This is a genomic window from Sphingomonas lenta, assembly GCF_002288825.1.
Taxonomy (GTDB): Bacteria; Pseudomonadota; Alphaproteobacteria; order Sphingomonadales; family Sphingomonadaceae; genus Sphingomonas; species Sphingomonas lenta.
Map to the genome: position 1 here is coordinate 29,506 of NZ_NSLI01000005.1, position 25,657 is coordinate 55,162.

Sequence of the window (25,657 nt, forward strand, 5' to 3'; positions counted from 1 at the left end):
GACGGGCGCAGCGGAAATCCGGCTGATCCGGCGGCCGCGCGCGTCTAGATGACGGGCATGCCGATGACCCATCTCGACCGGCTGGAGGCCGAGGCGATCCACGTGATGCGCGAGGTCGCGGCCGAGGCGGAGCGGCCGGTGATGCTGTATTCGGTGGGGAAGGACTCCGCCGTGATGCTGCACCTGGCGCGCAAGGCGTTCTTTCCGGGCGTGCCGCCTTTTCCGCTGCTGCATGTGGATACGACGTGGAAGTTCCGGGCGATGTACGCGTTGCGCGACAGGGCGGCGGCCGCGGCGGGGATGGAGCTGATCGTCCACCGCAACCCGGACGCGGAGGCGCGCGGGATCAATCCGTTCGACCACGGGTCGCTGCACACCGATCTGTGGAAGACGCAAGGGCTGCGGCAGGCGCTGGACCAGCACGGGTTCGACGCTGCGTTCGGGGGCGCCAGGCGCGACGAGGAGGCGAGCCGCGCCAAGGAGCGGGTATTCTCGTTCCGGTCGGCGGGGCACGGGTGGGACCCGAAGAACCAGCGGCCGGAGCTCTGGCGGCTGTGCAACGCGAAGAAGCGGCGGGGCGAGTCGATCCGGGTGTTCCCCTTGTCGAATTGGACCGAGCTCGACGTGTGGCAATATATACGGCGCGAAGGGATCGAGATCGTGCCACTCTACTTCGCGGCGGCGAGGCCCACCGTCGAGCGCGACGGGCTGATCCTGATGGTGGACGACGAGCGGTTCCGGCTGGCTCCGGGCGAGACGCCCGTGGAGCGGTCGGTGCGGTTTCGGACGCTGGGGTGCTATCCGCTGACGGGGGCGGTCGAGAGCGGGGCGACGACGCTGGACGCGGTGATCCAGGAGATGCTGCTGACGACGACGTCCGAGCGGCAGGGCCGGGCGATCGACCGCGACCAGGCGGCGAGCATGGAGAAGAAGAAGCGGGAGGGGTATTTCTGATGGGGGGCTACACTGTCTCCCTCTCCCCTCTGGGGCGCATTGGGTCGGCCATGCCCCCGGCATGGCCTAAACAGCCCGGGGGGCTGTTTACCCGATGCGGGCAGGGGAGAGGGGCAGCGTCGAGGTGGTGGCGCACTGCCCCTCTCCCGACCTCGCTGCGCTCGGCCACCCTCTCCCCGGAGGGGAGAGGGAGATGAGCTACCGACCACCCGCCCAGGTCGCATCCGACATCGACGGCTATCTCCGCGCGCGTGAGGGGAAGGACCTGCTGCGCTTCATCACATGCGGGAGCGTGGACGACGGGAAGTCGACGCTGATCGGGCGGCTGCTGTACGACTCCCGCCAGATCTTCGTGGACCAACTCGAGCGGTTGGAGGCGGACTCTAGGCGGGTGGGGACGCAAGGAAGCGAGATCGACTTCGCGCTGCTCGTCGACGGGCTCGCCGCCGAGCGCGAGCAGGGGATCACGATCGACGTCGCCTACCGCTTCTTCGCGACGGAGGGCCGCAAGTTCATCGTCGCCGACACGCCGGGGCACGAGCAGTACACGCGCAACATGGTGACGGGCGCGTCGACCGCGGACCTCGCCGTCATCCTGGTGGACGCGCGCAAGGGCGTGCTGACGCAGACGCGGCGGCACGCGTACCTCACGCACCTGCTAGGCGTGCGGCGGATGGTGCTGGCGGTGAACAAGATGGACCTGGTGGGCTACGACCAGGGCGTGTTCGACGCGATCGTGGGCGAGTTCGCCGCCTTCGCCGAGCGGATCGGGGCGGGGGAGACGGTCGCGATCCCGATCTCCGGCTTCCGGGGGGACAATGTCGCGGCGCGGTCGGAGGCGATGGCGTGGTATGCGGGGCCGACGCTGATCGAGCATCTGGAGACCGTGCCCGTCGACGCGGATGCAGCGGCGGGGCGGCCGTTCCGGATGCCGGTGCAGTGGGTCAACCGGCCCGACCAGTCGTTCCGCGGCTTTTCGGGGCTGGTAACCGACGGGACGGTCCGGCCCGGCGACGCGGTGCGCGTGCTGCCGTCGGGGCGGACGAGCAGCGTCCAGCGGATCGTGACGTTCGATGGCGACTTGCCCCAGGCGGAGGCGGGGCGGTCGGTGACGCTGACGCTCAAGGACGAGGTCGACTGCTCGCGCGGCGACGTGATCGCGGCCGCCGCAGCGCCGCCGGAGGTCGCGGACCAGTTCGAGGCGACGATCGTGTGGATGGCGGACGAGCCGCTGCTGCCGGGCCGCGGCTACTGGCTGAAGCTGGGAACGCAGACGGTCACCGCGCAGGTGCAGGCGCCGAAATACCGCGTCGACGTCGACACGTTGGAGCATCTGGCGGCCAAGACGCTGGAGCTGAACGGCATCGGCGTCGCGAACGTCGCGACCGACCGCCCGATCGTCTTCGAGCCGTACGCCGACAGCCGCGATCTCGGCGGGTTCGTGCTGATCGACAAGGAGACGAACGCGACCGTGGGCGCGGGGCTGCTGCACTTCGCGCTCCGGCGGGCGAAGAACGTGCACGCCTACACGCTCGACGTGACGCGCGAGAGCCGGGCCGAGCTCAAGAACCAGCGGCCGCTGGTCCTGTGGTTCACCGGCCTGAGCGGCGCGGGCAAGTCGACGATCGCCAACCTCGTCGAGAAGAAGCTCCGGCGCATGAACCGGCACACCTTCCTGCTCGACGGCGACAATGTCCGCCACGGGCTGTGCCGCGATCTGGGGTTCACCGACGCCGACCGGGTGGAGAACATCCGGCGCGTGGGCGAGGTGGCGCGGCTCATGACGGACGCGGGGCTGATCGTGATCACCGCCTTCATCTCGCCGTTCCGCGCCGAGCGCGAGATGGTGCGCGCGCTGATGGCGCCCGGCGAGTTCGTGGAGGTGTTCGTAGACACGCCGCTCGCCGAGGCGGAACGGCGGGACGTGAAAGGGCTGTACCGGAAAGCGCGGTCGGGGGAGCTCCGAAACTTCACCGGGATCGACAGTCCGTACGAGCCGCCGGTCGAGCCGGAGCTGCGCATCGACACGACGCGGGTGACGCCGGACGAGGCGGCGGAGATGGTGGTGCGGTTGGTGGTGGGGGAGTGATCTAAGCTCCTCCCCCGCAACGTAGTTGCGGGGGAGGGGAACGCGCCCGCAGGGCGTGGTGGTGGGGGTACAGGGCGATGCCGCATCCCGTAGCTCCCCCTCCACCAGCCTGCGGCTGGTCCCCCTCCCCCGCTGTGAGCGGGGGAGGAATAGGAGAAATCAGTCCGCGATCACGTCGGGGCTGGCTGGCTCGGTCGTGGGGAGGCCGGCTTGGCGGCGGCGTTCGCAGCCCAGTTGCGTGTAGAGCGCGAGCCTCGCGCGCATGATGCCGCCCAAGGGACGGTGCGCTTCAAGGGAGTGGGCGGGGGAGAAGCTCAGGGCTTCGACGTCGCGGACGCGGGAGGGGGCGAGGGCGTTCTGGGGTGGGAAGCGGAGCGTGGCGACGGGGCGGTAGGAGCTGAGCTCCTCGGGCCAGAGCGTCCGCGCGTTCTCGATCGGCATGGCGTCCGCGTCGGTGCGGAGCTGGGCGGCGAGGGTCCATTCGGCGCCGTGGCGCGCGATGCGGTCGGACGCGGCGTGGGCGAGCGCGTCGGGCTCGTCGGCGCGGAAGCGGAGGTCGGACTGCGCGGGCGCCGGGAATGCGCCGAGCTTGGCGACGTAATCGCCCCAGCGCATCGGGGCCTGGCTGTAGTAGCTTTCCGACAAGGGGTGGATGGCGGGATGGCCGATCACGTCGAGGTTGGCCGATGGCGCGCCCACCGTCTCCAGTACGCGGTTGGCGGCGCGGGCGGCGGCGGAGACGCCGTGCTTGACGAACTGCGGGAAGGGCGCGCTCGCCTCCACGGTCGAGATGGCGGCGAGGAAGGTTCGAGGACAGCGTGCGTTGAAGACGGGGGCGGTCTCCAGCACGAAATCTTGGGTGCCGCCCTGGTGGTCGGCGAGGGGCCGGCCGTCGACGCCGAACAGCTTGATCGACAGGCCGCGGGGGCTGGAGACGCCGCGGTTGTCCAGGTCCTCGCCGGGCAAGTGCGAGAGGCGGGCGACGACCGGGTAAGTGCGTGGGCGGGCGAACGCGCCTTGGGCGAGCTCGGGCGGAAGATCGTGGACGACGAGTTCGCCCTTAAACGCCGCGAGCGTCTGGACGTGGCTCAGGCGGCCGCCCGGCCCTTCGCCGTCGCGGGCGAGCTCGCCGCCGGCGCGCATGACGGCGGCGATCCGCTCGAACAGCTCGGGCTCGTTCGGGTCGGGTCGCTCCAGGTCCGGGGAGTAGGGGAGGGGGCGGGACATTCGGTGAACATGGGAACCGCCGAAGCGCGGGCCAAGTTCCGGCGGCACCTCCGGGCGCTTTCGCCGTTGTGCGCCGCATGGAAGCGCGACCCGTACGCCCGAGCGTCCCCGTCACCCGGAGGGCGCGTGTCCCCTGGGCGGCGATCCTGCTCCTGGGGCTGCTGGCCGGGTTCCTGGGCGCGGGGGCGTTCCAGTGGCTGGTCGCGAGCCGGTCGCCCGCCGCGCTGGCGCCGCCCGTGCCCGCGGCGGCGGTGGGCGACGCGAACCGGCTGACCTTGTCGCCGCTCGTCGCGCGGACCGCGCCGGCGGTGGTCAACATCGCGGTGCTGCAGGCCTCGCCGCAGAACGAGAACCCGCTGCTGCGCGATCCGTTCTGGCGGCGCTATTTCGGTGTTCCTGAGGACGCGCCCCGGTTGGCGGCGGGGTCGGGCGTGATCGTCGACGCCGAGCGGGGCTTGGTGTTGACCAACGTCCACGTCGTGCAGAACGCGCGGGCGATCCAGGTGACGCTCAACGACCGGCGGCAGGTCGAGGCGGAGCTGCTGGGCGGCGACCCGCGCGTGGATATCGCCGTGCTGCGGATACCGGCGCGGAACCTCACCCAGCTGCCGCTGGGCGACTCGGAGCGGCTGGCGGTGGGCGATTACGTCGTCGCGATCGGCGACCCGTTTCAGGTTGGGCAGACGGTCACGGCGGGCATCGTCAGCGCGCTGGGCCGCGGCCCGCGCGGGCGGGGCACGAGCTACGTCCAGACGGACGCACCCATCAACCCGGGTAATTCGGGCGGCCCGCTGATCGACATGCGCGGCCAGGTGATCGGGATCAACACGGCGATCGTCGGGCCGGCCGGCGGCAATGTCGGGATCGGCTTCGCGGTGCCGTCGAACACGGCGCGGCGCGTGATGGAACAGGTGGTGGGGAGGGGCGGCTGATGTTCTTCTTTTTGTCGCGGAAGCTCGGGTGCGTCGGCTCCGTGGTCGTGTCGCTGGGGCTGACGTTGCTGCTCCTGTTCGTGCTGGGGTTCATTTGAGCTGGTTCCCCTTTCTTCGTCATGCCGGACTTGTTCCGGCATCCACGCGCGTCCCTCTGTCGGCGAGCGCCTTCGCGAACGGGGCGTACGCGCATGGACCCCGGGTCAAGCCCGGGGTGACGGGAAAGGCGGGAGGAAAGGTGCTCGCGGCGGCGACCGCCCTGCTGCTCGCGAGCTGTGGCGGGCCCGCGCCGGAGGCGGGACCGGTCACCGTGTCCGACGAGGATCGGGCGGCGGGAGCCGAGCAGCACCCGCGGCTGCTGGCCGAGTTCGGCGGGGCTTATGCGGGGCCGGAGGCGGCGTATGTGGCGCAAGTGGGCGGGCGCGTGGCGGCGGCGGCGGGGCTGGAGGGAAGCTGCACCTTCACGCTGGTCAACTCGGACGTGGTCAACGCCTTCGCGGTGCCGGGCTGCTACATCTACGTGACGCGCGGGCTGTTCGCGATCGTGGGGAGCGAGGCGGAGCTGGCGTCCGTGTTGGGCCACGAGGTCGGGCATATCGTCGGGCGGCACTCGCAGCGGCAGGGCAGGCGGTCGGTGTGGCGGCAGCTGGGCGTGCTGGCGGTGAGCCTGACGGGGTCGGAGCGGCTGACCAGGCTGGCGGGACAGGCGGCGCAATATTTCGGGCTGCGCTACTCGCGTCGCCAGGAGTACGAGTCCGACGACCTGGGCCTGCGCTACCTGCGCGAGGCGGGGTACGACCCGTACGCGGCGGCGGACATGCTCGCCTCGCTCCAACGCAACGAGCAGTTCATGAACGCGACCGGCGGGCGCGACGAGGCGAAGTCGATCCCCGAATGGGCGCTGAGCCACCCGCTGACGGGCAACCGCGTGGCGCGGGCGCGGGAGGCGGCTGAGGCGACGGGGCTCCAGGACGACCAGCTGCCGGAGCGGGAGGAGGCGTATCTCGGCCAGGTGGACGGGCTGCTCTACGGCGACGATCCGGAACAGGGCTTCGTGCTCGGCCGCCGCTTCGCGCACCCGGAGATGCGGATCGCGTTCGAGGCACCGCAGGGCTTTACGCTGACCAACAGCCCCCGCGCGATCTACCTGTCGGGGCCGGGCGGCGTGCGCGGCGAGTTCGGGGGCGGAGCGATGCCGGAAGGCGGACTCGACGCCTACGCCCAGTCGCTCGCGGCGCATATCGCGGGCAACGCGCAAGGTGAGGTGGCCGGCGCGCGGCGGACGGTCGTGAACGGCGTGCCGGCGGTGCTGCTCGACCTGCGGGTGCAGGGGCGGAGCGGCGTCGTGCCGATCCGGATCGCGGCCTATGAGGGCGGGGGCGGACAGGCCTACCACTTCCTGACCTTGTCGCCGCCGGACGCCGACGCGGGCACCGCGATCGAGGCGCTGTTCGGGTCGTTCCGGCTGCTGTCGGCGGCGGAGGCGGCGTCCCTGCGGCCGCGCGTGATCCGCACGGTGGCGGCCCCGGCGGGCGCGACGCTCGATACGCTGGCGGCGCGCATGGCGGGCGGGGACGGGCGGGCGCTGTTCCTGCTGCTGAACGGGCGGAGCGCGGACCAGCCGATCCGGCCGGGCGAGCGGGTGAAGGTCGTGGCGTACGCGGACGCGCGATGAAGCGCGTGCGGTTGGCCGACGGTTCGGGTAGAGTTCACGTCGAAATGTCAAAGAGTTCGCGATGATCCGCCGTCTCCTCCTGCTCGCCCTGGCCGCCTCGGTCGCCTGCCCCGCGCAGGCGCAGTGGCGGCGCGACGACAAGCCGATCGAGCCCGTCGACATCCCGCCCTCCATCCAACAGGGCGTGGACATGATCTATGTCGACCCGGAGATCGCGCCCCGCGTGCGCGAGCGCGCCGGGCTGATGGGCGAGCTGGGCATCAAGTACGAGCCGGGTGCGCCGATCGACCTGTTCCAGCCGGTCAGCCTCTTCTACACGTCCTTACGGCGCGGGCTGCAGCGCTACCGGTCGGAATGGGGTGGCCTGCCGCAGGTCGAGGTCGAGGCGGGGCCGGTGCTCAAGCCCGGCGCGGCCGGCGGGCGCGTAGCCGCGCTGCGCGAGCGGCTGGGGCTGGCGCCCGGCGACAAGTATGACGCGGCGCTAGCCCGGGCGGTGAAGCGCTACCAGCAGGTGCACGGCATCAAGGCGGACGGCGTCGCGGGCGCGGCCACCGTCGAGTCGCTCAACCGGGGCGCCGCGCATTACGAGCGCGTGCTGATGGTGAACCTGGACCGCGCGCGCACGCTGCCGGGGTCGGACGAGAAGGGGCGATACGTGCTCGTCGACGCGGGCGCGGCACGCATCTTCCTCGTCGAGGACGGCAAGGTCACCGACAGCATGAAGGCGATCGTCGGCAAGGCCGCGTCGCCCACGCCGGTGATGGCTGCGGTAATGCGCTACGCCAGCGTGAACCCGTACTGGAACGTGCCCGTCGACCTGGCGAAGACGCTGGTCGCGCCCAAGGTGCTGTCCGAGGGGCTCGGGCATATCGCGTCCGAGCGCTACCAGCTGCTGTCCGACTGGACGGCGGACGCGGAGGAGGTGGATCCCGCGAGCGTCGACTGGCGGGCGGTCGCGGACGGGAGCGTCGAGTTGCGCGTGCGACAGCTGCCGGGCGCGAACAATTCGATGGGCCGCATCAAGTTCATGATGCCCAACGACTACGGCATCTATCTCCACGACACGAACGACAAGTCGCTGTTCGGCCGCGCGGAGCGGTGGATCAGCAACGGCTGCGTGCGGGTCGAGGATGCGGGGCGGCTGGCGACGTGGCTGTTCGGCGAGATGCCGGCGGGCAAGGACCCGAAGGTCGAGGAGGACGTACCGCTGCCCGAGCCCGTCCCCGTCTACATCACCTATCTGACCGCGGAGGGGACGGCGGACGGCGTGCTGTTCCGGGGCGACCCGTACGATCGCGACGGCGCGCTGGTCGGACGCTACGTCGCCGCGGACGACGCGGAGGCCGCGGGCGGCTAAGTCGCGGGAGTTCCGTCCGTAACGGATCGTTCGGGCGGCGCCGGTTACCTTTCGTCAAGAACCGCGTCGCTAGCTATGGGCGTTCGCAACCGATCGCGCGGCCCGCCCATGCTGATGTCCAAGATCACGCCCGCCGTCCCGCCCGCGATCCCGATGCCGGTCGTCGCGACGATCGAGCAGATCCTGCGCGCGGTACGCGAGCATCTGCGGATGAAGGTCGCCTTCGTCTCCGAGTTCCTGCACGGCCGCCGCCATTTCCGCCATGTGGACGCGGACGAGGGCACGCGGTGCATCGAGGTGGGCGGGTCCGACCCGCTGGAGGAGAGCTACTGCCACTGGGTCGCGGAGGGAGCGCTGCCCGGCCTGATCCGCGATCCCGCCGAGCACCCGTTCACGGCGGGGCTGCCGGCCACCGCGGCGCTGCCCGTCGGCGCGCATCTGAGCGTGCCGATACGCCTGCGCGACGGGCGCGTGTACGGCACCTTCTGCTGCTTCGCGTTCCAGCCCGACCAGGCGCTCACCGATCGCGACCTGGCGACGATGGAGGCGTTCGCCCAGCTCGCCGCCGAACGGATCCAGCAGGACGTCGATGCCGACGAGCGTCGCGAGGCGAAGCGCGCGCTGGTGGGCGCGGTGTTGCGCGACCGGGCGATCAGGATGACGTTCCAGCCCGCCTTTCGGCTCGACGGGAGCGGCGTGGCGTTCGCGGAGGCGCTGGCGCGGTTTCGGGCGCGGCTGTACCGCACGCCCGACCAGTGGTTCGCGACCGCCGCCGAGGTGGGGCTGGGCCGCGAGCTGGAGATGCTGGCGGTGCGCACCGCGCTGGACGGGTGCGGGGTGCTGCCGCCGGAGATCCCCGTCAGCATCAACGCCTCGCCTGACACGATCGTGCACCGGGAGTTCGCGGACGCGCTGGGCGGCTCCGCCCTCGACCGGCTGATCGTGGAGATCACCGAGCACGAGGCGGTGCGGCGCTACGCCGAGCTGAACGAGGCGCTGGCGCCACTCCGCGCCCGCGGGCTGCGCGTAGCGGTGGACGACATGGGCGCGGGGCACTCGAACTTCCGGCACGTCCTGCAGATCCGGCCCGAGATCGTGAAGCTCGACATCGGCCTGGTGCGCGACGTCGATGCCGACGCGGCTAAGCGCGCGCTCCTGTCGGCGCTGACGGGCTTCGCGCGAGGGATCGACGCGGAGCTGGTGGCGGAGGGCGTAGAGACGGAGGGCGAGCTCCGCGCGCTGAAAGCGCTGGGGATCGGGACGGCGCAGGGCTTCCTGTTCGGACCGCCCGTCGATCCCTGGGAAGCGTGAGAGGGCTGGCGCGCCCGGCAGGGTTCGAACCTGCGACCCCAAGCTTAGAAGGCTCGTGCTCTATCCAGCTGAGCTACGGGCGCGCGCCGGAGCCCAAGTAGCGCGGATTGCCCGGCGACGGAACCGCCCGCATAATCGCGGCCATGGACAAGGGGGCTGAGCCGGCGGTCGCCGCGCGGGAGCTGGAGGCGGGGCGCTTCCGCTATTTCGATTTCGTCATGAGCGCGTTCGTGGCGGTGTTGCTGCTGTCCAACGTGCTCGGCGCGGGCAAGGTGGCCGAAGTCGTGCTGCCGGGCGTGGGGCCGTGGCCGTTCGGGGCGGGCATCCTGTTCTTTCCGTTGAGCTACATCATCGGCGACGTGCTGACCGAGGTGTACGGCTATGCGCGCGCCCGGCGGGTGATCTGGGCGGGGTTCGCGGCGACCGCCTTCATGGCGTTCATGGCGTGGGTCGTGGTCGCGCTGCCGCCCGCGCCGGCATGGACCAATCAGGCGGCGTACGAGACGGTGTTCGGGCAGGTGCCGCGCATCGTGTTCGCGAGCATGGCGGCCTTCTGGGCGGGCGAGTTCGTCAACGCGTACGTGCTGGCGCGCATGAAGGTCTGGACGGGCGGGCGGCACCTCTGGGCGCGCACCATCGGGTCGACGGTGGTGGGGCAGGGGGTGGACAGCCTACTCTTCTACCCGCTCGCCTTCTGGGGCGCGGAGGGGTGGACGCCGAGGCTCGTCGTCACCGTGCTGTTCACGCAATGGGCGCTGAAGGTGGGCTGGGAGGTGCTGCTGACGCCGGTCACCTACGCGGTGGTGGGCTCCCTCAAGCGCGCGGAGGGGGTGGACGTGTTCGACCGGGGCACGGACTTCACGCCGTTCCGGGTTCGGGCTTAGGCAGGCAGGAGGGCGTCGAGGCGGGCACGGTTGGCGGGGTTGAACGGGTCGAGGATCAGGACGCCGTCGATGGTCGCGCCATCCTGCATGTCTTCGGTGAGCAGCGTGGCAACCCCGTTCGCGCGGGCGACCGTCAGGATCAGCGCGTCCCAGTACTGGAGCTTGTGACGTCGGGACAGGTCGAACGCTTCGGGCAGCAGGTCGAGCGGGGTAGGCAGGATCGGGAAGGTGGAGATGAGTTCGACGGCGATTGTGCGGATGACGTCCTCATCAAGATGCGAGGACCGCCTTGCGACGTTCAGGAACTCGCCGACGACCTGTTGCGACAACACGCCTTGGGCAGAGGCGAACCGTCGCATGAGCCCGACGGCCGACGCATGTCGCTCCCCTGCATCCGCGTCAACATAGTAGACCAAGATGTTGGTATCGAGCGTTACCACGGTCAGGTGGTGCGCTCCTCGTAGCTGAACTTTTTGCCGAATGCGGTGCCAGGCCCGATCAGGGCCTCAATCCGATCGAGCGCCGCGAGGCGACGTTCAACGTCCGACACCGAGCATGTGGGCCTGAGTTCGACGATCGCTTGGCCGTCGCGGACAACTTCCACCGTCACGCCCGCCTCCGCCATAGCGATGGCCCGCGCGGGGTCCGCCTCGAATTCTCCAACGGTCATCTTGGTCATGAAGCGTCCTCCGACCGCGACGCTAGGCGGGGGCCGTCGCTCAGGCAACCGCCTCCAGCAGGCCCTCGAACAGGCGGCGGCCGTGGTCGCGGCCGTGGGCGGGTTCGACGGCGCGTTCGGGGTGGGGCATGAGGCCCAATATGTTGCCGCGCTCGTTGAGGATGCCGGCGATGTGGCGGGCGGAGCCGTTGACGGGGGCGACGTAGCGGAAGGCGACGCGGCCCTCGCCCTCCAGGCGGTCGAGCGTGTCGTCGTCGGCGTAGTAGTTGCCGTCGTGATGGGCGACGGGGAACACGACGCGCTCGCCGGCTTGGTAGCGGCTGGTGAAGAGCGTGTCCGCGTTCGCGACCTCGAGCTCGACGTCGCGGCAGACGAAGTTGAGCTCGGCGTTGCGCATCAGCGCGCCGGGCAGCAGGCCGGCTTCGGTCAGGACCTGAAAGCCGTTGCAGACGCCGAGCACGGGCGTGCCCTTGTCCGCGGCGTCGGCGACGGCGCGCATCACGGGCGAGCGCGCGGCGACCGCGCCCGAGCGGAGATAGTCGCCGTAGGAGAAGCCGCCCGGCACCGCGACCGCGCCGACCCCTTGGGGCAGCTCGGTCTCGGTGTGCCAGACCATCGCCGGACGGCGTCCCGTCGCCTGCTCCAGCGCGACGGCGATGTCCCGGTCGCAGTTGGAGCCGGGAAAGACGATGACCGCGGTGTTCACGCGCGTTCCACCCGGTAATTCTCGATCACGGTGTTGGCGAGGAGTTGACGGCACATCCGGTCTACGGCGGCGTCGTCCGTCCCGTCGGCCACGTCCATCTCGATGAGCTTGCCCGCACGGACGTCGTTCACGCCGTCGAAGCCGAGCGAGCCCAGCGCGTGCTGGATCGCGCGCCCCTGGGGGTCGAGCACGCCGGGCTTGAGCGTCACGAAGATGCGGAGTTTCATGGGAGCTCGGTTCCTCTGCGGTCGCTGCGGCCTATGCCGCCCGCCCGCCGGTGTCGCAAGCGTCAACCCTTTCCGGCGACGGACCGGCAAGAGGTTAAGCCGCATCCACTATGCTCCCGAGGCGCGCGAACACACGCTCGCCCTGGTCCACGACGATCAAGGGGGTGGAACATGGTCTGGCTCGCCATCGCGATGTTCATCGCGCTGTTCGCGTTCGGAGGTCGCTATTTCGGCTGGGACGACCCGCAGGGGAATATCCAGCTCGCAATCTTCAGCGCCTTCGTGTTCGGCACCATCAGCGGCTACAAGGCGCGGACCTGACTCCTATTTGCCGCGCCGCTTGCGGTGGCTGTCGAAGTCGAGGACGGGGTTGTCCCCGCCTTCGGGCAGGAGCCCTAAGCGCCGCGCCACCTCCTGATACGCCTCCACCTCGCCGCCGAGGTCGCGGCGGAAGCGGTCCTTGTCGAGCTTCTCGCCCGATTCCATGTCCCACAGGCGGCAGCCGTCCGGGCTGATCTCGTCGGCCAGGATGATGCGCGAATAGTCGTTGTCCCAGATGCGGCCGAACTCGAGCTTGAAGTCGACGAGCCGTATGCCGATGCCGGCGAACAGGCCCGACAGGAAGTCGTTAACGCGGATCGCCAGGTCGGCGATGTCGTGCATCTCCTCCTGGCTCGCCCAGCCGAACGCCGCGATATGCTCGTCGGTGATCATGGGATCGCCGAGCGCGTCGTCCTTGAGGTAATATTCGATGATGGTGCGGGGGAGCTTCACGCCCTCCTCTAGCCCCAAGCGCTTGGACAGCGAGCCGGCGGCGACGTTGCGCACCACCACCTCGATCGGCACGATCTCGACCTGGCGGATCAGCTGCTCGCGCATGTTGAGGCGGCGGATGAAGTGGGTGGGCACGCCGATATTGTCGAGCAGCGTGAAGACGTGCTCGGAGATGCGGTTGTTGAGCACGCCCTTGCCGTTGATCGTGCCCTTCTTCTGGGCGTTGAAGGCGGTGGCGTCGTCCTTGAAATACTGGATCAGCGTCCCGGGCTCCGGACCCTCGTAGAGGATCTTGGCCTTGCCTTCGTAGATCTGGCGGCGGCGAGCCATGGTCGGCGGTTCCCCTGGAAAGAACGGCCCCGGCGGCGCGGGCGGCGTGCCGGGGCGTCAAGTCAGCGGGCGCGTATAGGGGAAGGGGGAGGGGGGTGCAATCAGGCGGGCGGGTCGGGCGCGAGGAGGCGGGAGGCGAGCAGCCGTCCCATATCGCGACGGCCGTCGGCGATCAGCACCACGACGACGCGCTCCCCTATGATCCGGTAGAAGATGCGGTATCGGCCGAGCAGAACCTGTAGATAGCCCTTCCGGTTGATGCCTTCGAGCTCTTTCGGGGCAGACCCCCGGCCCGGGAACCGCTCCAGCACCGAGATGCGATCGAACACGGCGTCCACGAACTCAGCCGCGGCGTCCTCATGATAGACCTCGGCCAAATACGCGGCGGTCGATCGGAGGTCGTCCTCCGCACCAGCGTCGAGGACGACTTCGTACCGATCCGTACGGCTCACGCGGCCGGACGCCGGGCGTACTTGGCGCGAAGCTCCTCAAGCACCTCGCGTGCGGGCCGGGTCCTGCCCTGCTCGATGTTGCGTTCGGCGAGCGCCAGGATTTGCAGCAACGCCAGCGTCTCCTTGGTCCGCTCATACTCGTGAACGCTCATCATCACGGCTTTAGCCTCGCCGTTCTGCGTCACGACCACCGGCTCGCCGCCGTCGGCCAATTCGTCGATGATCTGGGCGGCGTTGGCCTTCACGTAACTGATCGGCTTGACTTGCGTGGACAGGCGCATGGGGCAGCTCCGGACTGATTGCCGACCGAATATAGTCAGGGCGGCGACGTAAGCAATCTCGCCAATGTCAGGCCGCCGCCGCAGCGACAGGGTGCCAGCGCCGGCCGACGCGGCGCCACAACATCCATGCCAGGCCGAACGCGAGGGCGGGCGGGCCGAACAGGGCGAGGCCGCCGAGGAGCACGGCGAGCGTGACCTGGGCGGAGCCGAGCGCGGTGTCGAGCGCGCTGGCAAGCGGGGCGCTGGCGTCGAAGCCGCGCACGGCGGGGCCGGAGCCGTACTCGAAAACGAGCGGCGTCGTCGCCAGGCTCTTACGCTCGTCGACCGCGCCGTCCGTGGCCGCGTTCAGCTGTTCGCGGAGTTCGGCGCGGCGGTTCTGGAGCGCGACGCGCTCCGCCGAAGTGAGGCCGGGGCGCGCGAGGTCGGCCTCGACCTGGCGGAGTTCGTCGGCCAGCTGGGCGCGCCGGACGGCGAGGCGGTCGAGATTGGCCCCGGCGTCGACGCCGCTGATCCGCGCATCGACGAGCATGCCTTTGGCGGCCGTGACCGCGTCGATGGCGTTCTTGCCGAAGGTGCGGGCGAGCGTCGGGTCGAGCCGAAAGGCGAGCATCGCCTCGATCTTGTTCTCGCCGAGCAGCTGGTAACGCATGCCGGTGACACGGCAACGGGCGACCCCCAGCTTCTCGCAGGCTTGGGCGTGCGCCTCCTGCGTCCCCGCGATCGCGCTGGGCGGCAGGCGAAAGGCGTAGCGGTAATCGAACGCGACGCCCGGCGCGGCGGTGACGGAGACGCCGGGCCCGGCGCTCTCGGCGGCCAGGTCGGCGCTGCTCTCGGCGGCGTCGGACGCGGCCTCCTGGTTGGCGCTGCAGGCGGCGAGGACGGGCAGGATGATCGTGGCGCGGCGCATCGGTGACCTCCCTTGATGGTCCGCCACATTTCCGCCGTAATTCAGATCAGGTCAATAGGGGTTACGTCACTGCTAGGCGTCGCTGGTGGCGCGCCTCTTGCCATTCTTTTGCCTCAATCGCGCCACGAAGATGCTCGCCCGCCCGCCAGACGTCCTCGTGGCTCAAGTAGAGCGGCGTCAGCCCGAGCCGCAGGATGTCGGGGTCGCGGAAGTCGCCGATGACGCCGCGGGCGATGAGCGCCTGGGCGAGCGCGTAGGCGTGGGGGTGGCGGAAGCTGATGTGGCTGCCGCGGAGCGTCGGGTCGCGGGGGGTGACGCAGTCTAGGCCGAGCGCGTCGCCCGCGGCCGCCAGGATATCGAACAGCTGGGCGCTCTTGGTGGCGAGCGTGGCCATCTCGACCTCGGCCCAGAGGTCGAGCGCGGCTTCGAGCGAGGCCATGGCCAGCATGGGCGGGGTGCCGACGAGCCATCGCTTCATGCCGGGGCCGGGCTGGTAGCGGTCGGTGAAGCTGAAGGGTTCGGCGTGGCCCATCCAGCCGGAGAGCGGGCTTTCCAGCCGCTCCTGCCAGCGTTCGGCGACGTAGAGGAAGGCGGGGGCACCGGGACCGCCGTTCAAGTATTTGTAGGTGCAGCCGACGGCGAGGTCGGCGTTCGCGCCGTCGAGGTCGAGCGGGACCGCGCCGACGCTGTGGCTGAGGTCCCAGACGGCGAGCGCGCCGGCGTCGTGGGCGGCGCGCGTCCAGGCGGCCATGTCGAAGCGCTCGGCGGTCTTGTAATGGACGTGGGTCAGGAGCAGCACGGCGGTGTCGGGGCCGAGCGCGTCCGCGAGCTGGGCGCGGGGGACGGCGCGGAGCTCCGCGCCGGGGACGCAGGCGACCGCGCCCTCGGCGATGTGGAGGTCGGTGGGGAAGTTGCCGAGCTCGCTCACGATCACGCGGCGCTTCGGGTCGATGCGGAGCGCGGCGACCAGGGCCTTGAAGAGGTTGGCGCTGGTGGTGTCGCCGGCGATCACCTCGTGGGGATGCGCGCCGAGCAGGGGGGCGAGCTTGGCGCCGATGCGCTGGGGGGCGTCGATCCAGCCCTCGTTCCAGCTGCGGATGAGGCGGTCGCCCCATTGGCGCGTCGTGCAGTCGGCGACCGCGGCGCGGGAGGCGTGAGTGAGGGGGCCGAGCGAGTTGCCGTCGAGGTAGATGACGCCGTCCGGGAGCGCGAAGCGGTCGCGGAAGCGGGCGAGCGGGTCGGTGCGGTCCAGGGCGCGGGCTTCGTCGAGGGTCATACCCTTCAACCCTCCGTCATGCCGGACATGGGACCCCAGCAAAGTAGTACTTTGCTGGGAGCCCCGTTCCGGCGTCCATCGTCGTGCGAGCGATCCGGCCGGAGTGCGCGGACCACGATGGACGCCGGAACAAGTCCGGGGTGACGGTTGGGGGTGGGGTGAGGGCGGTACGTCACTTGTCGAGCGCCTCCAGGATCAGCGACTTGGCCTTCGCCCAGGCCGGGGTCTCCGGGGCGACGAGTTCGACGTGGCCGGTGCGCGGGACGGTGTGGAGTTGGACGCGGTCGCCGGCTTTGGTTGACGCCTGCACGTATTCCGTCGCGAAACGGTAGGGGATGATGCGGTCCTCGCGGCCGTTGACGAGATCCTGCGGAAGCCCGAGCGGGAGCAGGCGAGGGACGGAGGTGTCGCGGTACGGGTCGGGGCGCCCGCCGACCAGCTTGCCGACCACTTCAATGCCGCAGCCGTTGTCGGGGCTGGCCGCGGTCGCCTCCAGGTCGGGCAGGCCGCCCAGGCTGACGACGTGCGCGATGGGGAGCGGCGCGCCGGGCGTGCGGAGCGGGCTGTCGGCGGGGAGCCTGGGCCGGGCGGCGAGCCACAGCGCGAGATGGCCGCCCGCCGAGTGGCCGACGGCGACGACCTTGGACGTGTCGAGCTTAAACCGCGCGGCGTGGGTGCGGAGCGCGTCGGTCGCGGCGGCGGCGTCGAGGAAGGTGCCGGGATAGCCGCCGCCCGCGCGGTCGACGCCGCGATAGTCGATGTTCCACACCGCCACGCCGCTCGCCCTCAGGTCGGCGGCGAGCCAGTTCATCAGCTTGCGGTCGGCGATCGAGGTCTGCCAGCAGCCGCCGTGCACCATCAGCACGGTCGGATGCGGGCCGGACCCGGCGGGGAGCCAGACGTCGACCTTGTGCATGCCGTCGGGGCCGTAATCGACGGTGGCGTCGGGTTCGGGACGCGGACGCTTGGTCAGGTCGGGCCAGGTGAGGAGCGGCGGATCGGCGGCCATGGCCAGGGTAACGAACGCGAAGGCGGCGAGGGCCAGAAACGCGGCGCGAAGTTCACGACTTTGACGAGTGTTACGCGAAATGCGTCCCGATGCGGACCTTTTCGCGACGCGGAACAGGGGGCGGGCGAGGATAGCGGTAAGCGGCATGCCGCGGTGCTGGCACAATCGCGGCGTGTAGGACAGCGCCGAAGATCAACCGCCGGACGGTCGCGGGCCGATCATCAGCACGGCTTATCGATCTATAAGCAGAGCGCGTGAATGGGTGGGCGGCATCGAAGCCGCCCGCCCATTCGGAGATCGTCAGCGCGCGACCGCGCCGAGCCGGACCGGAGCGGCAATGCTCGCGAGGATGCGCTCCCGCTGCTCGGCGATCGAACGCCTCGCGGCCTGGACGCACATGCGATGCCGTTTCCGCTGTTGCAGGTCGGGCACGTAGCCGTCGGGGCAAACGGCGTTCACCGCGCTCCGCAGCCGGCGGTCGAACGTGCGGACGCCGTCGGCGGTGGTCAGGTCGAGGTCGCTTACGGCCACGCGGGCGGTGGGCGGGGTCGTGTGCTGCTGCGCGAGGGCGGGCGTCGGCGCGAGCGCCAGCGCCACCAGGACGATGGTCTTGATCATGGTCTTTCTCCTGTTGCGCGCCGGCCGGCGATGTTGGTCATGTGCGCCCGACGGCCTGCCCACGCCAACAAAAGCTTGGACGTGATCTGCAAGCCAGGCTTATAGTAAGCTCATGCGCAGCATTCCCCCGCTCGCCGCCGTGCGCGTCTTCGAGGCGGCGGCGCGTCACGGCAACTTCACGCGCGCGGCCGAGGAGCTGGGCATGACGCAGGCGGCGGTGAGCTATCAGATCAAGCTGCTGGAGGAGCGGCTGGGCGCGCCCGTGTTCGCGCGGAGCGGCCGCGGGATCGCACTGACGGACATGGGCCGGCGGATCGCGCCCAAGGTGACGGGCGCGTTCGACGCGCTAGACGAGGCGTTCGCGTCCGTCAGGACCGAGACCGAGTCGGTGCTGACGATCAGCGCGCCGACGAGCTTCGCCGCGAACTGGCTGGCGGGGCGGCTCGGCGGGTTCCAGCTGACACGGCCGGGGCTCGCCGTGCGGCTGCTCGTCGAGGACGCGCTGATCGACTTCTCCAGGGGGGACGCCGACGTCGCCATACGTGGCGGGGTGTATCCGCCCTGGCCCGGACTGGCGCAGCACTTCGTCATGCGTATGCCGATCGCGCCCTATGCCAGCCCCGGCCTGATCGCGGCGCACCCGCCGGTCCGAGCCGCCGCCGACCTGCTGGCGATGCCGCGGCTCGCCGACGATCATTGGTGGCCGCTCTGGTTCCGGGCGGCGGGCGTGGACGCGCCGGAGGAGCTGGGCGGCGGCGTCCGGTTCGACTCGCAGGTGCTGATGGGCAACGCGGCGGTGAACGGGCACGGCGTCGCGCTACTGACGCCGATGATGTGGGAGCCGCAGGTGGCGAGCGGGCAGCTGGTGCGGCTATGGTCCGTGGCGGCCTATTGGCGCGCGGGCTTCTGGCTCGTCTATCCGGAGAACAAGCGCAACCAGCCCAAGGTGCGCGCCTTTCGCGACTGGCTGCTCGAGGAGGTGCGCCGCGCGGCGGGAGAGGACCCGGACGGCGTGCTGACGCCGCCCGAACTTGACGTGGCGTAACGCGGCGCGTTCTATTATATGCGGAACATTATGGGAACGGTTTTGCAGGACACTCCAGACGCGATCATCGACGCGCCTTTCGACAGCGCCTTGTCCGAGCGCTACCTCGTATATGCGCTGAGTACGATCACCGCGCGGTCGCTGCCCGACGTGCGCGATGGCCTCAAGCCCGTGCACCGGCGGCTGCTCTGGGCGATGCGGCTTCTGCGGCTCGACCCGGCGGCGGGGTACAAGAAGTGCGCGCGCGTCGTCGGCGACGTGATCGGCAAGTACCATCCGCACGGCGACCAGTCGGTGTACGACGCGATGGTCCGGCTCGCGCAGGATTTCGCGCTCCGCTACCCGCTCGTCGACGGGCAGGGCAATTTCGGCAACATCGACGGCGATAACCCCGCCGCCTACCGCTACACCGAAGCCCGGCTGACGCAGGTCGCGATCGACCTGATGGACGGGCTGGACGAGGACGCGGTCGCGTACCGGCCGACGTACAACGGCGAGGAGCAGGAGCCCGAGCTGTTCCCCGGCATGTTCCCCAACTTGCTGGCGAACGGCGCGGCGGGGATCGCGGTGGGCATGGCGACGTCGATCCCGCCGCACAACGCAGCCGAGCTGCTCGACGCGGCGATCATGCTGGTGGACAGCCCAGACGCGGACGACGCGGCGGTGCTGGAGCATGTGCGCGGCCCCGACTTCCCGACGGGCGGGCTGTGCGTCGACGCGCCGGCGATCATCGCGGAGGCGTACCGTACCGGCCGCGGCGCGTTCCGGGTGCGCGCGCGCTGGGAGATCGAGCGCGAGAAGGGCGGGGGCTGGCAGATCGTCGTCTCCGAGATCCCGTACGGCGTGCAGAAGGGCAAGCTGATCGAGCAGGTCGCCGCACTCGTGAACGAGCGCAAGCTGCCGATCCTGGCCGACGTGCGCGACGAGTCGGCGGAGGACGTGCGCGTCGTCATCGAACCGCGCAGCCGCACGGTCGATCCGCAGGTGCTGATGGACGGGCTGTTCCGCCTGACGGACCTGGAAGTCCGCGTGCCGCTCAACCTCAACGTGCTCGACAAGGACCGCACGCCGCGCGTCATGTCGCTGCGCGGCGCGCTCGTCGCCTGGGTCGAGCACCAGTTCGTGGTGCTCAGGCGGCGGAGCGAGCACCGGCTGGCGAAGATCGCCGACCGGATCGAGCTGCTCGACGGCTACCTCGTCGCCTACCTCAACCTCGACCGCGTGATCGAGATCATCCGGACGGAGGACGAGCCCAAGGCGGTGATGATGGCCGAGTTCGGCCTGACCGACCGACAGGCGGAGGCGATCCTCAACATGCGCCTGCGCAGCTTGCGGCGGCTGGAAGAGTTCGAGATCCGCTCCGAGCGCGACAAGCTCGACAAGGAGCAGGCGGGGCTGCAGGCGCTGCTCGCGTCGCCGGCCAAGATGCGCAACCGGCTGAAGCGTGACCTGGGCAAGGTGCGCGACCGCTACGGGCCGGAGACGAAGCTGGGCGCGCGGCGGACGACGGTCGAGGAGGCCGCGCCCACGCGCGACATCCCGCTGGAGGCAATGATCGAGCGCGAGCCGATCACCGTGATCCTGTCGCAGCGCGGCTGGGTGCGCGCGATGCGGGGCCATGCCGACCTGTCCTCGCCGGAGACGATGAAGTTCAAGGAAGGCGACGGGCCCGCCTTTGCGTTCCACGCGCAGACGACGGACAAGCTGCTGCTGGCGGCCGAGAACGGGCGCTTCTTCACGCTGGCGGCCGACAAGCTGCCCGGCGGGCGCGGGTTCGGCGAGCCGGTGCGCGCGAACATCGATCTCGACGGGAGCGTAGGCGTGGTCGGCTTCCTGCCGGCGCGAGGGCCCGACAAGCTGCTCGTCGCGGCGTCGGACGGGCGCGGCTTCGTGACGCCCGTCGCGGAGGTGATCGCCGAGACGCGCAAGGGCAAGCAGGTGATCACGCCCAGGCCCGGCGCGAAGCTGCGCGTCGTGCGGCCGGTGGCGACGGGCGCCGACTACGTCGCGGCGATCGGCGACAACCGGCGCATGCTGGTGTTCCCGCTCTCCGAGCTGCCGGAGCTGGCGCGCGGGACGGGCGTGCAGCTGCAGCGCTACAATGACGGCGGGCTGTCGGACGCGACGACCTTCGCGTTCGCGGAAGGGCTGTCCTGGCCGATGGGCGGCGAGGGGAGGCGGACGCGGACGGAGGCGGACCTCAACCCGTGGCGCACGGCGCGGGGCGCGGCGGGGCGGATGCCGCCCAACGGCTTCCCGCGCGATAACAAGTTCGCGGGTTGATTTTACAACTTTGGTCGGAGACTGCGGCCAAGTTACTTCGCGGCCTGAACTTTACACGGGTTTAACCCAGGTCGGTCTAGGCCCGGCGCATGGCGCTCCTGCCCGACAACCTGCTCGCAGCGATCCCGCCCGGCCTGATGGAGCGCGCGATGGAGCTGGTCTCCATCCCCGCAGCGCATCTGCTGCGCGGGCCGGACGGGTTCCGCGTGGTGGCGTGCAACATGACGTTCCGTGAGGCGGGGTTCGCCTGCGCCGACGGCGTATCGCCGCCGCCGCCCTCGCTGGCCGCGCACGTCGCGCTGTTCATGGCGTCGCGCGAGCTCCGTCAGGAGTTCGACTGGGCGAGCGGGGACACGGTGCACGCGCGCTTCTACCGCGTGACGGCGGCGCGCACGGGCGCGGACGTGGCCGACCGCTGCACGCTGAGCCTGGTCGACTACACCGCGCAGGAGCGGACCGAGCGATCGCTCCGCCGCGAGATGACCACCGACAGTCTGACCGGCCTGCCCAACCGCGAAGGGTTCGGCGACCTGGTCGACGCGGTGGACGACCGGCGCGACCGGCACGCCGTGCTGGTGGTCGACCTCGCCAGGTTCGGGCGGATCAACGCGTGCTTGGGGTCGCTGGCGGGCGACGAGCTGCTGATCAGCGTCGCGCGCCGGATCAAGGGGGCGCTGCGCGCGCGCGACACGCTGGCGCGGATCGGCGGCGACGAGTTCGGCATTCTCATGGAGATCGACGAGGACCGCGTCGAGGCGGAGCACGTGGCGCGCCGCATCGAGCGCGCGCTCCTGACGCCGTTCCGCTTGTCCGACTATCAGATCCGCGTCGACTGCTCGGTGGGCGTGGCGTTCGGCGGGGACCAGGTCGATGACGGCGAGGAGCTGATCCGCCACGCGCAGTTCGCGGTGAAGCGCGCCAAGGAGACGGGCCGGACCGAGGTCTATCAAGCCAAGGCGTTCACCGTCGCGCGCCAGGAGTTCGCGATGGAGACGCGGCTCCGCCGCGCGGTCGAGAACGGGCAGCTGCGCCACGAATACCAGCCGATCTGCGACCTCGGGACGGGGCGCGTCGTCGCGTTCGAGGCGCTGGCGCGCTGGCGCGACGAGGACGGGCGCGACGTGCCGCCGAGCGAGTTTATCCCCGTCGCCGAGGAGTCGGGGCTGATCGTGCCGCTCGGCCGCTGGGCGATCGAGGAGGCGACGAGGACGCTGGCGGAGTGGGACCGCGACGCCAACGGCGATTGCGGCGTGCAGGTGGCGGTGAACCTGTCGCCCATCCAGCTCGCGCGCGACCATGTCGTCGGCGTCGTGGAGCGCGCGCTGGAGGCGTCGTGCCTGCCGGGGCGCAGGCTGAAGCTGGAGCTGACGGAGAGCGCGCTGGTCGCCGATCCGGACCGGACGGCGGGAACGATGCGCGCCTTGAAGGATCTGGGCGCGACGATCGCGATGGACGATTTCGGCACCGGCTACTCAAATCTCGCCTATCTCCAGCGCCTGCCGATCGACATCCTCAAAATTGACCGGAGCTTCGTGACGGGCATGCTGGCGGACCGCGACAAGGTCGCGATCGTGCGTGCGGTGCTCGGTTTGGCGCAGGCGCTGGGCATGCGCACGGTGGCCGAGGGCGTGGAGACGCCGGAGCTGGCGCAGACGCTCGCCGCGCTGGGATGCGCGATGGGGCAGGGCTTCCTCTACTCGCGGCCGGTGCCGGCCGAGATGGCCTACCGGCTGATCGCCTCGCCGACGGCCTGATCAATCCACTCTTCGGGCACCGCGGGCGGGAAGCCCGCGGCGATCCAGCGGGTTTCCAGCTTCTTCAACGTGCGTGCGACGTCGGGTCCCTTGGCGAGCCCGCGCTGCACGAGCGCACCGCCGGTGAGCGGCATGGCCGGTGGAGTCCAGTCGCCCAGGGCGTCCAAGGGTTCGCCGGCGAGGAGCAGGCGGTCGAGCGCGCTCGGCGCACCAACGCGGTAGGCGAGGCCGCGCGGGCCTTCGTCGCCGGGGCCTGCGGTCGCGCCTTCGAGGCGTTTGCGGTCGGCGTTGGAGAGCTTGAGGCGCGCGCCGACGCCCTCGGCCGTCTCGGCGGGGACGAGCGCGGCGAGGCGGCGGATCGCGTCGGGGGCGACGCCGGCCGCCGTTTCGCGTTCAACGAGCGTGCGGAGGCGTGCCGCGCCGTCGGCGGTGATCTCCGGCAGGACGGCGCGGAAGATGCCGTGTTCGACCATAAGGTCGATGACGGGCACGGCGCTGCGGGCGACGAGCAGCTTCAAGAGCTCGGATGCGATGCGCTCGCGCGACAGGGCCATGAGGTCGTTGGCGCGCCGGGCGCAGGCGGCGAGTCCCTCGGCGTCGACCGCGTCCCCGAAGCGGGCGTGGAAGCGGAAGAAGCGCAGGATGCGCAGGTGGTCCTCGGCGATGCGCTGGAGCGGGTCGCCGATGAAGCGGACGCGGTTGGCGGCGAGGTCGGCCAGGCCGCCGTGATAGTCGTGGAGCGCGCCGTCTAGCGGGTCGGCGTAGAGCGCGTTCATGGTGAAGTCGCGCCGCGCGGCGTCCTCCTCCCATTCGGTGCTGAACGCGACGGTGGCGTGGCGGCCGAACGTCTCCACGTCGCGGCGCAAGGTGGTGACCTCGACGGGGCCGGAGGGGAGCACGGCGGTGACGGTGCCGTGCGCGAGGCCGGTCGGGACCGCGCGGATGCCGGCGGCCTTGAGGCGGTCGAGGACCTCGGGCGGGGTGAGCTTGGTGGCGATGTCGACGTCCGACACGTCGAGGCCGAGCAGCGTATCGCGCACCGCGCCGCCGACGTAACGCGACAGGCCCTGCTCCGCGCCGAGGGCGGCGGCGAGCTCGGCCAGGCCCTCGCGGTCGCGCCAGTGGGCGCGGGGCAGCCTCATGTCCATCGAAGCCGCCTCGACAGGTTGACGATCATCGCCGCGGTCGCGCCCCAGATGCGGCGGCCGTTCCACTCGATCTCCCAATAGCTTCGCCGGCGTCCTTTCCATTCCATCTCGGCCCGGCGGTGGTTGGCGCTGTCGAGCAGGAAGGCGAGCGGGACCTCGAAGACGCTCGCCACCTCATATTCCGCGGGGATGAGGGGGAGGTCGGGCGGGACGACGCCGACCACTGGCGTGACCTCGTAGCCGGTGACGGTGCGGTAGCGGTCCGCGGTGCCGACGACCTCCACCGCGCGCGTCGGAAGGCCGATCTCCTCCTCCGCCTCGCGCAACGCGGCGGCGACGGCGTCGGCGTCCTCCGGGTCGATCCGGCCGCCGGGAAAGGCGATCTGGCCGGCGTGGCGGCGCAGATGCGCGGTGCGCTCGGTCAGGATCACGCCGGGCTCGGGCCGGTCGGTGACGGGGACGAGCACGGCGGCGGGGGTGAGTTCGTCCGCGCGTCGCTCCGCGAGCTCGCGATGATCGCCCGACAGGAAGGCGACGCCGTCGGCCTCGCGGACGAGCGCGGCGCGCAAGCGATCGGCCAAATTCACGATTGGGCGGGCAGCGTGAAGAAGTGGCCGTCGCTCCAGACGCCGGGCTCGCCGTCCGCCTCCAGCGCGAGTTCGGCCAGCTCGTAATAGACCGAGCGGGCGACGAGCGCCTCCAGGCCGGCGCGGACGTGGAGATAGGGGCGGAGCGCGTCGCCGTCGGGTTCGAAGCGCAAGCCGTGCTCCGGACCGGCGACGACCAGGTCGCCGGTGTTGAGGCGGAACGCCAGCTTGGCGTCGCATCCTTCGCCTTCGCGCCGCATCTCGACCGCGACGAAGGGCGCGTCCTCCACCTCGATGTCGAGCTTCTCGACGGGGGTGACGAGGACGTAGCCCCCGTCCGGCTCGCGGCGGAGGATGGTGGAGAAGAGCCGGACCATCGCCTCGCGGCCGATCGGCGAGCCCCCGTGGAACCAGGTGCCGTCGCGGGCGATGCGCATGTCGGAATGGCCGCAATGGGTCGGGTTCCACTTGTCGACGGGCGGCAGCTTGGCCTCGGCGGCGAGCTTCGCGATCTCCGCGAGCGAGAGCGAGTGAAGGTCGGGCTGCTCCGGCATCGGCATGGCCGGGCAGTTAGGCGGCGTGGGCGGTCACGTCCAGTACGGGGCCGAGATCGCCGGCGACGTCGGGCACGTCGGGGCCGCGGGCGAGGAGGCGGCGGCGCTCGACGGGGCCGGGGAGGCGCCAGCGTGCGGTACGCTCGGCGCTGAAGCCGAAGAAGCGTTCGTAATATTCGGGGTCGCCGATCAGCATCAGCGCGCGGTCGAGCCCGTGCGCCGCGGCGGCGTCGAGCGCGCGGGTCATGAGCCGGCGGCCGACGCCGCCCTGCTGGCGTTCCGGGTCGACGGCGACGGGACCGACCATGACGAGCGGGTGCGCGGAGCCGTCGTCGGCGCGGAGCAGGACGGGCCAGCATTGGACGCTGCCGACCAGCTCGCCGCCGTCCACGCTTGCCAGGCTGAGCGCCGGGATCGCCTGGGCGGGGCCGCGCACCTTGTACGCGGTGCGCGCGTGCCGATCGGGCCCGAACGCGCGGTCGAGCAGGCGCTCGACGGCGTGCGGGTCGATCTGAGCGAGGGGCAAGAAGTCCAAGCGGCGGTCCTCGGGCGAAAGCGGCGCGCCTTAGCGGCGGCGGGGCGGCGGCGGCAAGGGGTC

General features: G+C 70.9%; 27 protein-coding genes and 1 tRNA gene. 11 read left to right on the forward strand and 17 right to left on the reverse strand.

Annotated features, from left to right (window positions below):
• The first annotated feature begins 57 nt into the window (after positions 1–57).
• Together cysD and cysN are read left to right on the forward strand one after the other, a co-directional pair.
• Positions 58–954: a sulfate adenylyltransferase subunit CysD gene (cysD, locus tag CKY28_RS15450; protein ID WP_425442536.1), complete on the forward strand. Its 897-nt coding sequence runs from the start codon at positions 58–60 to the stop codon at positions 952–954.
• A gap of 193 nt (positions 955–1,147) precedes the next feature.
• Positions 1,148–3,043 carry a sulfate adenylyltransferase subunit CysN gene (cysN, locus tag CKY28_RS15455; protein ID WP_095999295.1) on the forward strand — a complete coding sequence of 632 codons (1,896 nt, stop codon included), beginning with the start codon at positions 1,148–1,150 and terminating at the stop codon, positions 3,041–3,043.
• A gap of 159 nt (positions 3,044–3,202) precedes the next feature.
• Here the strand turns inward: cysN and CKY28_RS15460 are convergent, their stop codons facing one another.
• Positions 3,203–4,270 (reverse strand): catalase family protein, encoded by a 1,068-nt coding sequence (locus CKY28_RS15460; RefSeq protein WP_095999296.1) that lies wholly within the window; start codon positions 4,268–4,270, stop codon positions 3,203–3,205.
• 77 nt (positions 4,271–4,347) lie between these two features.
• Between CKY28_RS15460 and CKY28_RS15465 the strand changes: the two genes are divergently transcribed.
• The 4 genes from CKY28_RS15465 (at position 4,348) to CKY28_RS15480 (ending at position 9,545) form a co-directional block, all read left to right on the forward strand.
• Positions 4,348–5,202: a trypsin-like peptidase domain-containing protein gene (locus CKY28_RS15465; RefSeq protein ID WP_095999297.1), complete on the forward strand. Its 855-nt coding sequence runs from the start codon at positions 4,348–4,350 to the stop codon at positions 5,200–5,202.
• Positions 5,203–5,440: 238 nt separating this feature from the next.
• Entirely contained in the window at positions 5,441–6,877 is a 1,437-nt protein-coding gene (locus CKY28_RS15470) for a M48 family metalloprotease (protein ID WP_176473128.1), read from the forward strand.
• A 61-nt stretch (positions 6,878–6,938) separates the two neighbouring features.
• Entirely contained in the window at positions 6,939–8,234 is a 1,296-nt protein-coding gene (locus CKY28_RS15475) for a L,D-transpeptidase family protein (protein WP_095999299.1), read from the forward strand.
• Between the two features lie 108 nt (positions 8,235–8,342).
• On the forward strand, positions 8,343–9,545 hold the full coding sequence (locus CKY28_RS15480) for a sensor domain-containing phosphodiesterase (protein ID WP_176473129.1): 1,203 nt from the start codon (positions 8,343–8,345) through the stop codon (positions 9,543–9,545).
• Between the two features lie 6 nt (positions 9,546–9,551).
• Here CKY28_RS15480 and CKY28_RS15485 read toward each other — a convergent pair.
• Positions 9,552–9,628: transfer RNA gene (locus tag CKY28_RS15485), tRNA-Arg, on the reverse strand.
• A 60-nt stretch (positions 9,629–9,688) separates the two neighbouring features.
• On the opposite strand from CKY28_RS15485, the gene CKY28_RS15490 reads away from it, so the two are divergent.
• Positions 9,689–10,429 carry a queuosine precursor transporter gene (locus CKY28_RS15490; protein WP_095999301.1) on the forward strand — a complete coding sequence of 247 codons (741 nt, stop codon included), beginning with the start codon at positions 9,689–9,691 and terminating at the stop codon, positions 10,427–10,429.
• Here CKY28_RS15490 and CKY28_RS15495 read toward each other — a convergent pair.
• From CKY28_RS15495 to purS, 4 genes are read right to left on the reverse strand one after another with little or no spacing between them, the layout of a single operon-like run.
• The gene (locus tag CKY28_RS15495) at positions 10,426–10,869 is read right to left on the reverse strand and encodes a PIN domain-containing protein (RefSeq protein WP_176473130.1); all 444 of its coding nucleotides are present in this window, start codon (positions 10,867–10,869) and stop codon (positions 10,426–10,428) included. The two genes, CKY28_RS15490 and CKY28_RS15495, sit on opposite strands and share 4 nt — an antisense overlap.
• A 2-nt stretch (positions 10,870–10,871) precedes the next feature.
• Positions 10,872–11,108: a hypothetical protein gene (locus CKY28_RS15500; protein ID WP_141243968.1), complete on the reverse strand. Its 237-nt coding sequence runs from the start codon at positions 11,106–11,108 to the stop codon at positions 10,872–10,874.
• 40 nt (positions 11,109–11,148) lie between these two features.
• Positions 11,149–11,814 (reverse strand): phosphoribosylformylglycinamidine synthase subunit PurQ, encoded by a 666-nt coding sequence (gene purQ / locus CKY28_RS15505; RefSeq protein WP_095999304.1) that lies wholly within the window; start codon positions 11,812–11,814, stop codon positions 11,149–11,151.
• Positions 11,811–12,041 (reverse strand): phosphoribosylformylglycinamidine synthase subunit PurS, encoded by a 231-nt coding sequence (purS, locus tag CKY28_RS15510; RefSeq protein ID WP_095999305.1) that lies wholly within the window; start codon positions 12,039–12,041, stop codon positions 11,811–11,813. The genes purQ and purS overlap by 4 nt, the downstream gene beginning before the upstream one ends.
• A gap of 171 nt (positions 12,042–12,212) precedes the next feature.
• Between purS and CKY28_RS18820 the strand changes: the two genes are divergently transcribed.
• Positions 12,213–12,362: a hypothetical protein gene (locus CKY28_RS18820; RefSeq protein ID WP_176473131.1), complete on the forward strand. Its 150-nt coding sequence runs from the start codon at positions 12,213–12,215 to the stop codon at positions 12,360–12,362.
• Between the two features lie 3 nt (positions 12,363–12,365).
• Here the strand turns inward: CKY28_RS18820 and purC are convergent, their stop codons facing one another.
• The 7 genes from purC to CKY28_RS15545 all read right to left on the reverse strand — a co-directional run bounded on the left by purC (position 12,366) and on the right by CKY28_RS15545 (position 17,688).
• Positions 12,366–13,145 (reverse strand): phosphoribosylaminoimidazolesuccinocarboxamide synthase, encoded by a 780-nt coding sequence (purC, locus tag CKY28_RS15515; protein WP_095999306.1) that lies wholly within the window; start codon positions 13,143–13,145, stop codon positions 12,366–12,368.
• 101 nt (positions 13,146–13,246) lie between these two features.
• A complete protein-coding gene (locus CKY28_RS15520) occupies positions 13,247–13,597 on the reverse strand; it encodes a type II toxin-antitoxin system RelE/ParE family toxin (RefSeq protein WP_095999307.1) in 351 nt (116 codons plus the stop codon).
• Positions 13,594–13,878, reverse strand: coding sequence for a type II toxin-antitoxin system Phd/YefM family antitoxin (locus tag CKY28_RS15525; protein WP_095999308.1), 285 nt, complete (start codon positions 13,876–13,878; stop codon positions 13,594–13,596). The genes CKY28_RS15520 and CKY28_RS15525 overlap by 4 nt, the downstream gene beginning before the upstream one ends.
• A 67-nt stretch (positions 13,879–13,945) precedes the next feature.
• Positions 13,946–14,785 (reverse strand): hypothetical protein, encoded by an 840-nt coding sequence (locus tag CKY28_RS15530; protein WP_095999309.1) that lies wholly within the window; start codon positions 14,783–14,785, stop codon positions 13,946–13,948.
• 61 nt (positions 14,786–14,846) lie between these two features.
• Positions 14,847–16,061 (reverse strand): kynureninase, encoded by a 1,215-nt coding sequence (kynU, locus tag CKY28_RS15535; protein ID WP_095999310.1) that lies wholly within the window; start codon positions 16,059–16,061, stop codon positions 14,847–14,849.
• A gap of 172 nt (positions 16,062–16,233) precedes the next feature.
• Positions 16,234–17,070, reverse strand: a complete 837-nt coding sequence (locus CKY28_RS15540) for an alpha/beta hydrolase (RefSeq protein WP_095999311.1) — start codon at positions 17,068–17,070, stop codon at positions 16,234–16,236.
• Between the two features lie 300 nt (positions 17,071–17,370).
• Positions 17,371–17,688: a UrcA family protein gene (locus CKY28_RS15545; RefSeq protein ID WP_095999312.1), complete on the reverse strand. Its 318-nt coding sequence runs from the start codon at positions 17,686–17,688 to the stop codon at positions 17,371–17,373.
• Positions 17,689–17,800: 112 nt separating this feature from the next.
• Between CKY28_RS15545 and CKY28_RS15550 the strand changes: the two genes are divergently transcribed.
• The 3 genes from CKY28_RS15550 (at position 17,801) to CKY28_RS15560 (ending at position 22,770) form a co-directional block, all read left to right on the forward strand.
• Entirely contained in the window at positions 17,801–18,733 is a 933-nt protein-coding gene (locus CKY28_RS15550; RefSeq protein ID WP_095999313.1) for a LysR substrate-binding domain-containing protein, read from the forward strand.
• Positions 18,734–18,763: 30 nt separating this feature from the next.
• A complete protein-coding gene (gene parC, locus CKY28_RS15555) occupies positions 18,764–21,016 on the forward strand; it encodes a DNA topoisomerase IV subunit A (protein WP_095999314.1) in 2,253 nt (750 codons plus the stop codon).
• A gap of 89 nt (positions 21,017–21,105) precedes the next feature.
• On the forward strand, positions 21,106–22,770 hold the full coding sequence (locus CKY28_RS15560; RefSeq protein WP_095999315.1) for a putative bifunctional diguanylate cyclase/phosphodiesterase: 1,665 nt from the start codon (positions 21,106–21,108) through the stop codon (positions 22,768–22,770).
• On the opposite strand, the gene CKY28_RS15565 is transcribed toward CKY28_RS15560, so the two are convergent.
• From CKY28_RS15565 to CKY28_RS15580, 4 genes are read right to left on the reverse strand one after another with little or no spacing between them, the layout of a single operon-like run.
• Positions 22,740–23,918 carry a CCA tRNA nucleotidyltransferase gene (locus CKY28_RS15565; protein WP_095999316.1) on the reverse strand — a complete coding sequence of 393 codons (1,179 nt, stop codon included), beginning with the start codon at positions 23,916–23,918 and terminating at the stop codon, positions 22,740–22,742. The two genes, CKY28_RS15560 and CKY28_RS15565, sit on opposite strands and share 31 nt — an antisense overlap.
• A complete protein-coding gene (locus tag CKY28_RS15570; RefSeq protein ID WP_095999317.1) occupies positions 23,909–24,505 on the reverse strand; it encodes a CoA pyrophosphatase in 597 nt (198 codons plus the stop codon). The genes CKY28_RS15565 and CKY28_RS15570 overlap by 10 nt, the downstream gene beginning before the upstream one ends.
• Positions 24,502–25,065 (reverse strand): DUF1285 domain-containing protein, encoded by a 564-nt coding sequence (locus CKY28_RS19125; RefSeq protein WP_095999318.1) that lies wholly within the window; start codon positions 25,063–25,065, stop codon positions 24,502–24,504. Before CKY28_RS19125 ends, CKY28_RS15570 begins: the two co-directional genes overlap by 4 nt.
• Before the next feature lie 10 nt (positions 25,066–25,075).
• On the reverse strand, positions 25,076–25,594 hold the full coding sequence (locus CKY28_RS15580) for a GNAT family N-acetyltransferase (RefSeq protein ID WP_095999319.1): 519 nt from the start codon (positions 25,592–25,594) through the stop codon (positions 25,076–25,078).
• Between the last annotated feature and the right edge of the window lie 63 nt (positions 25,595–25,657).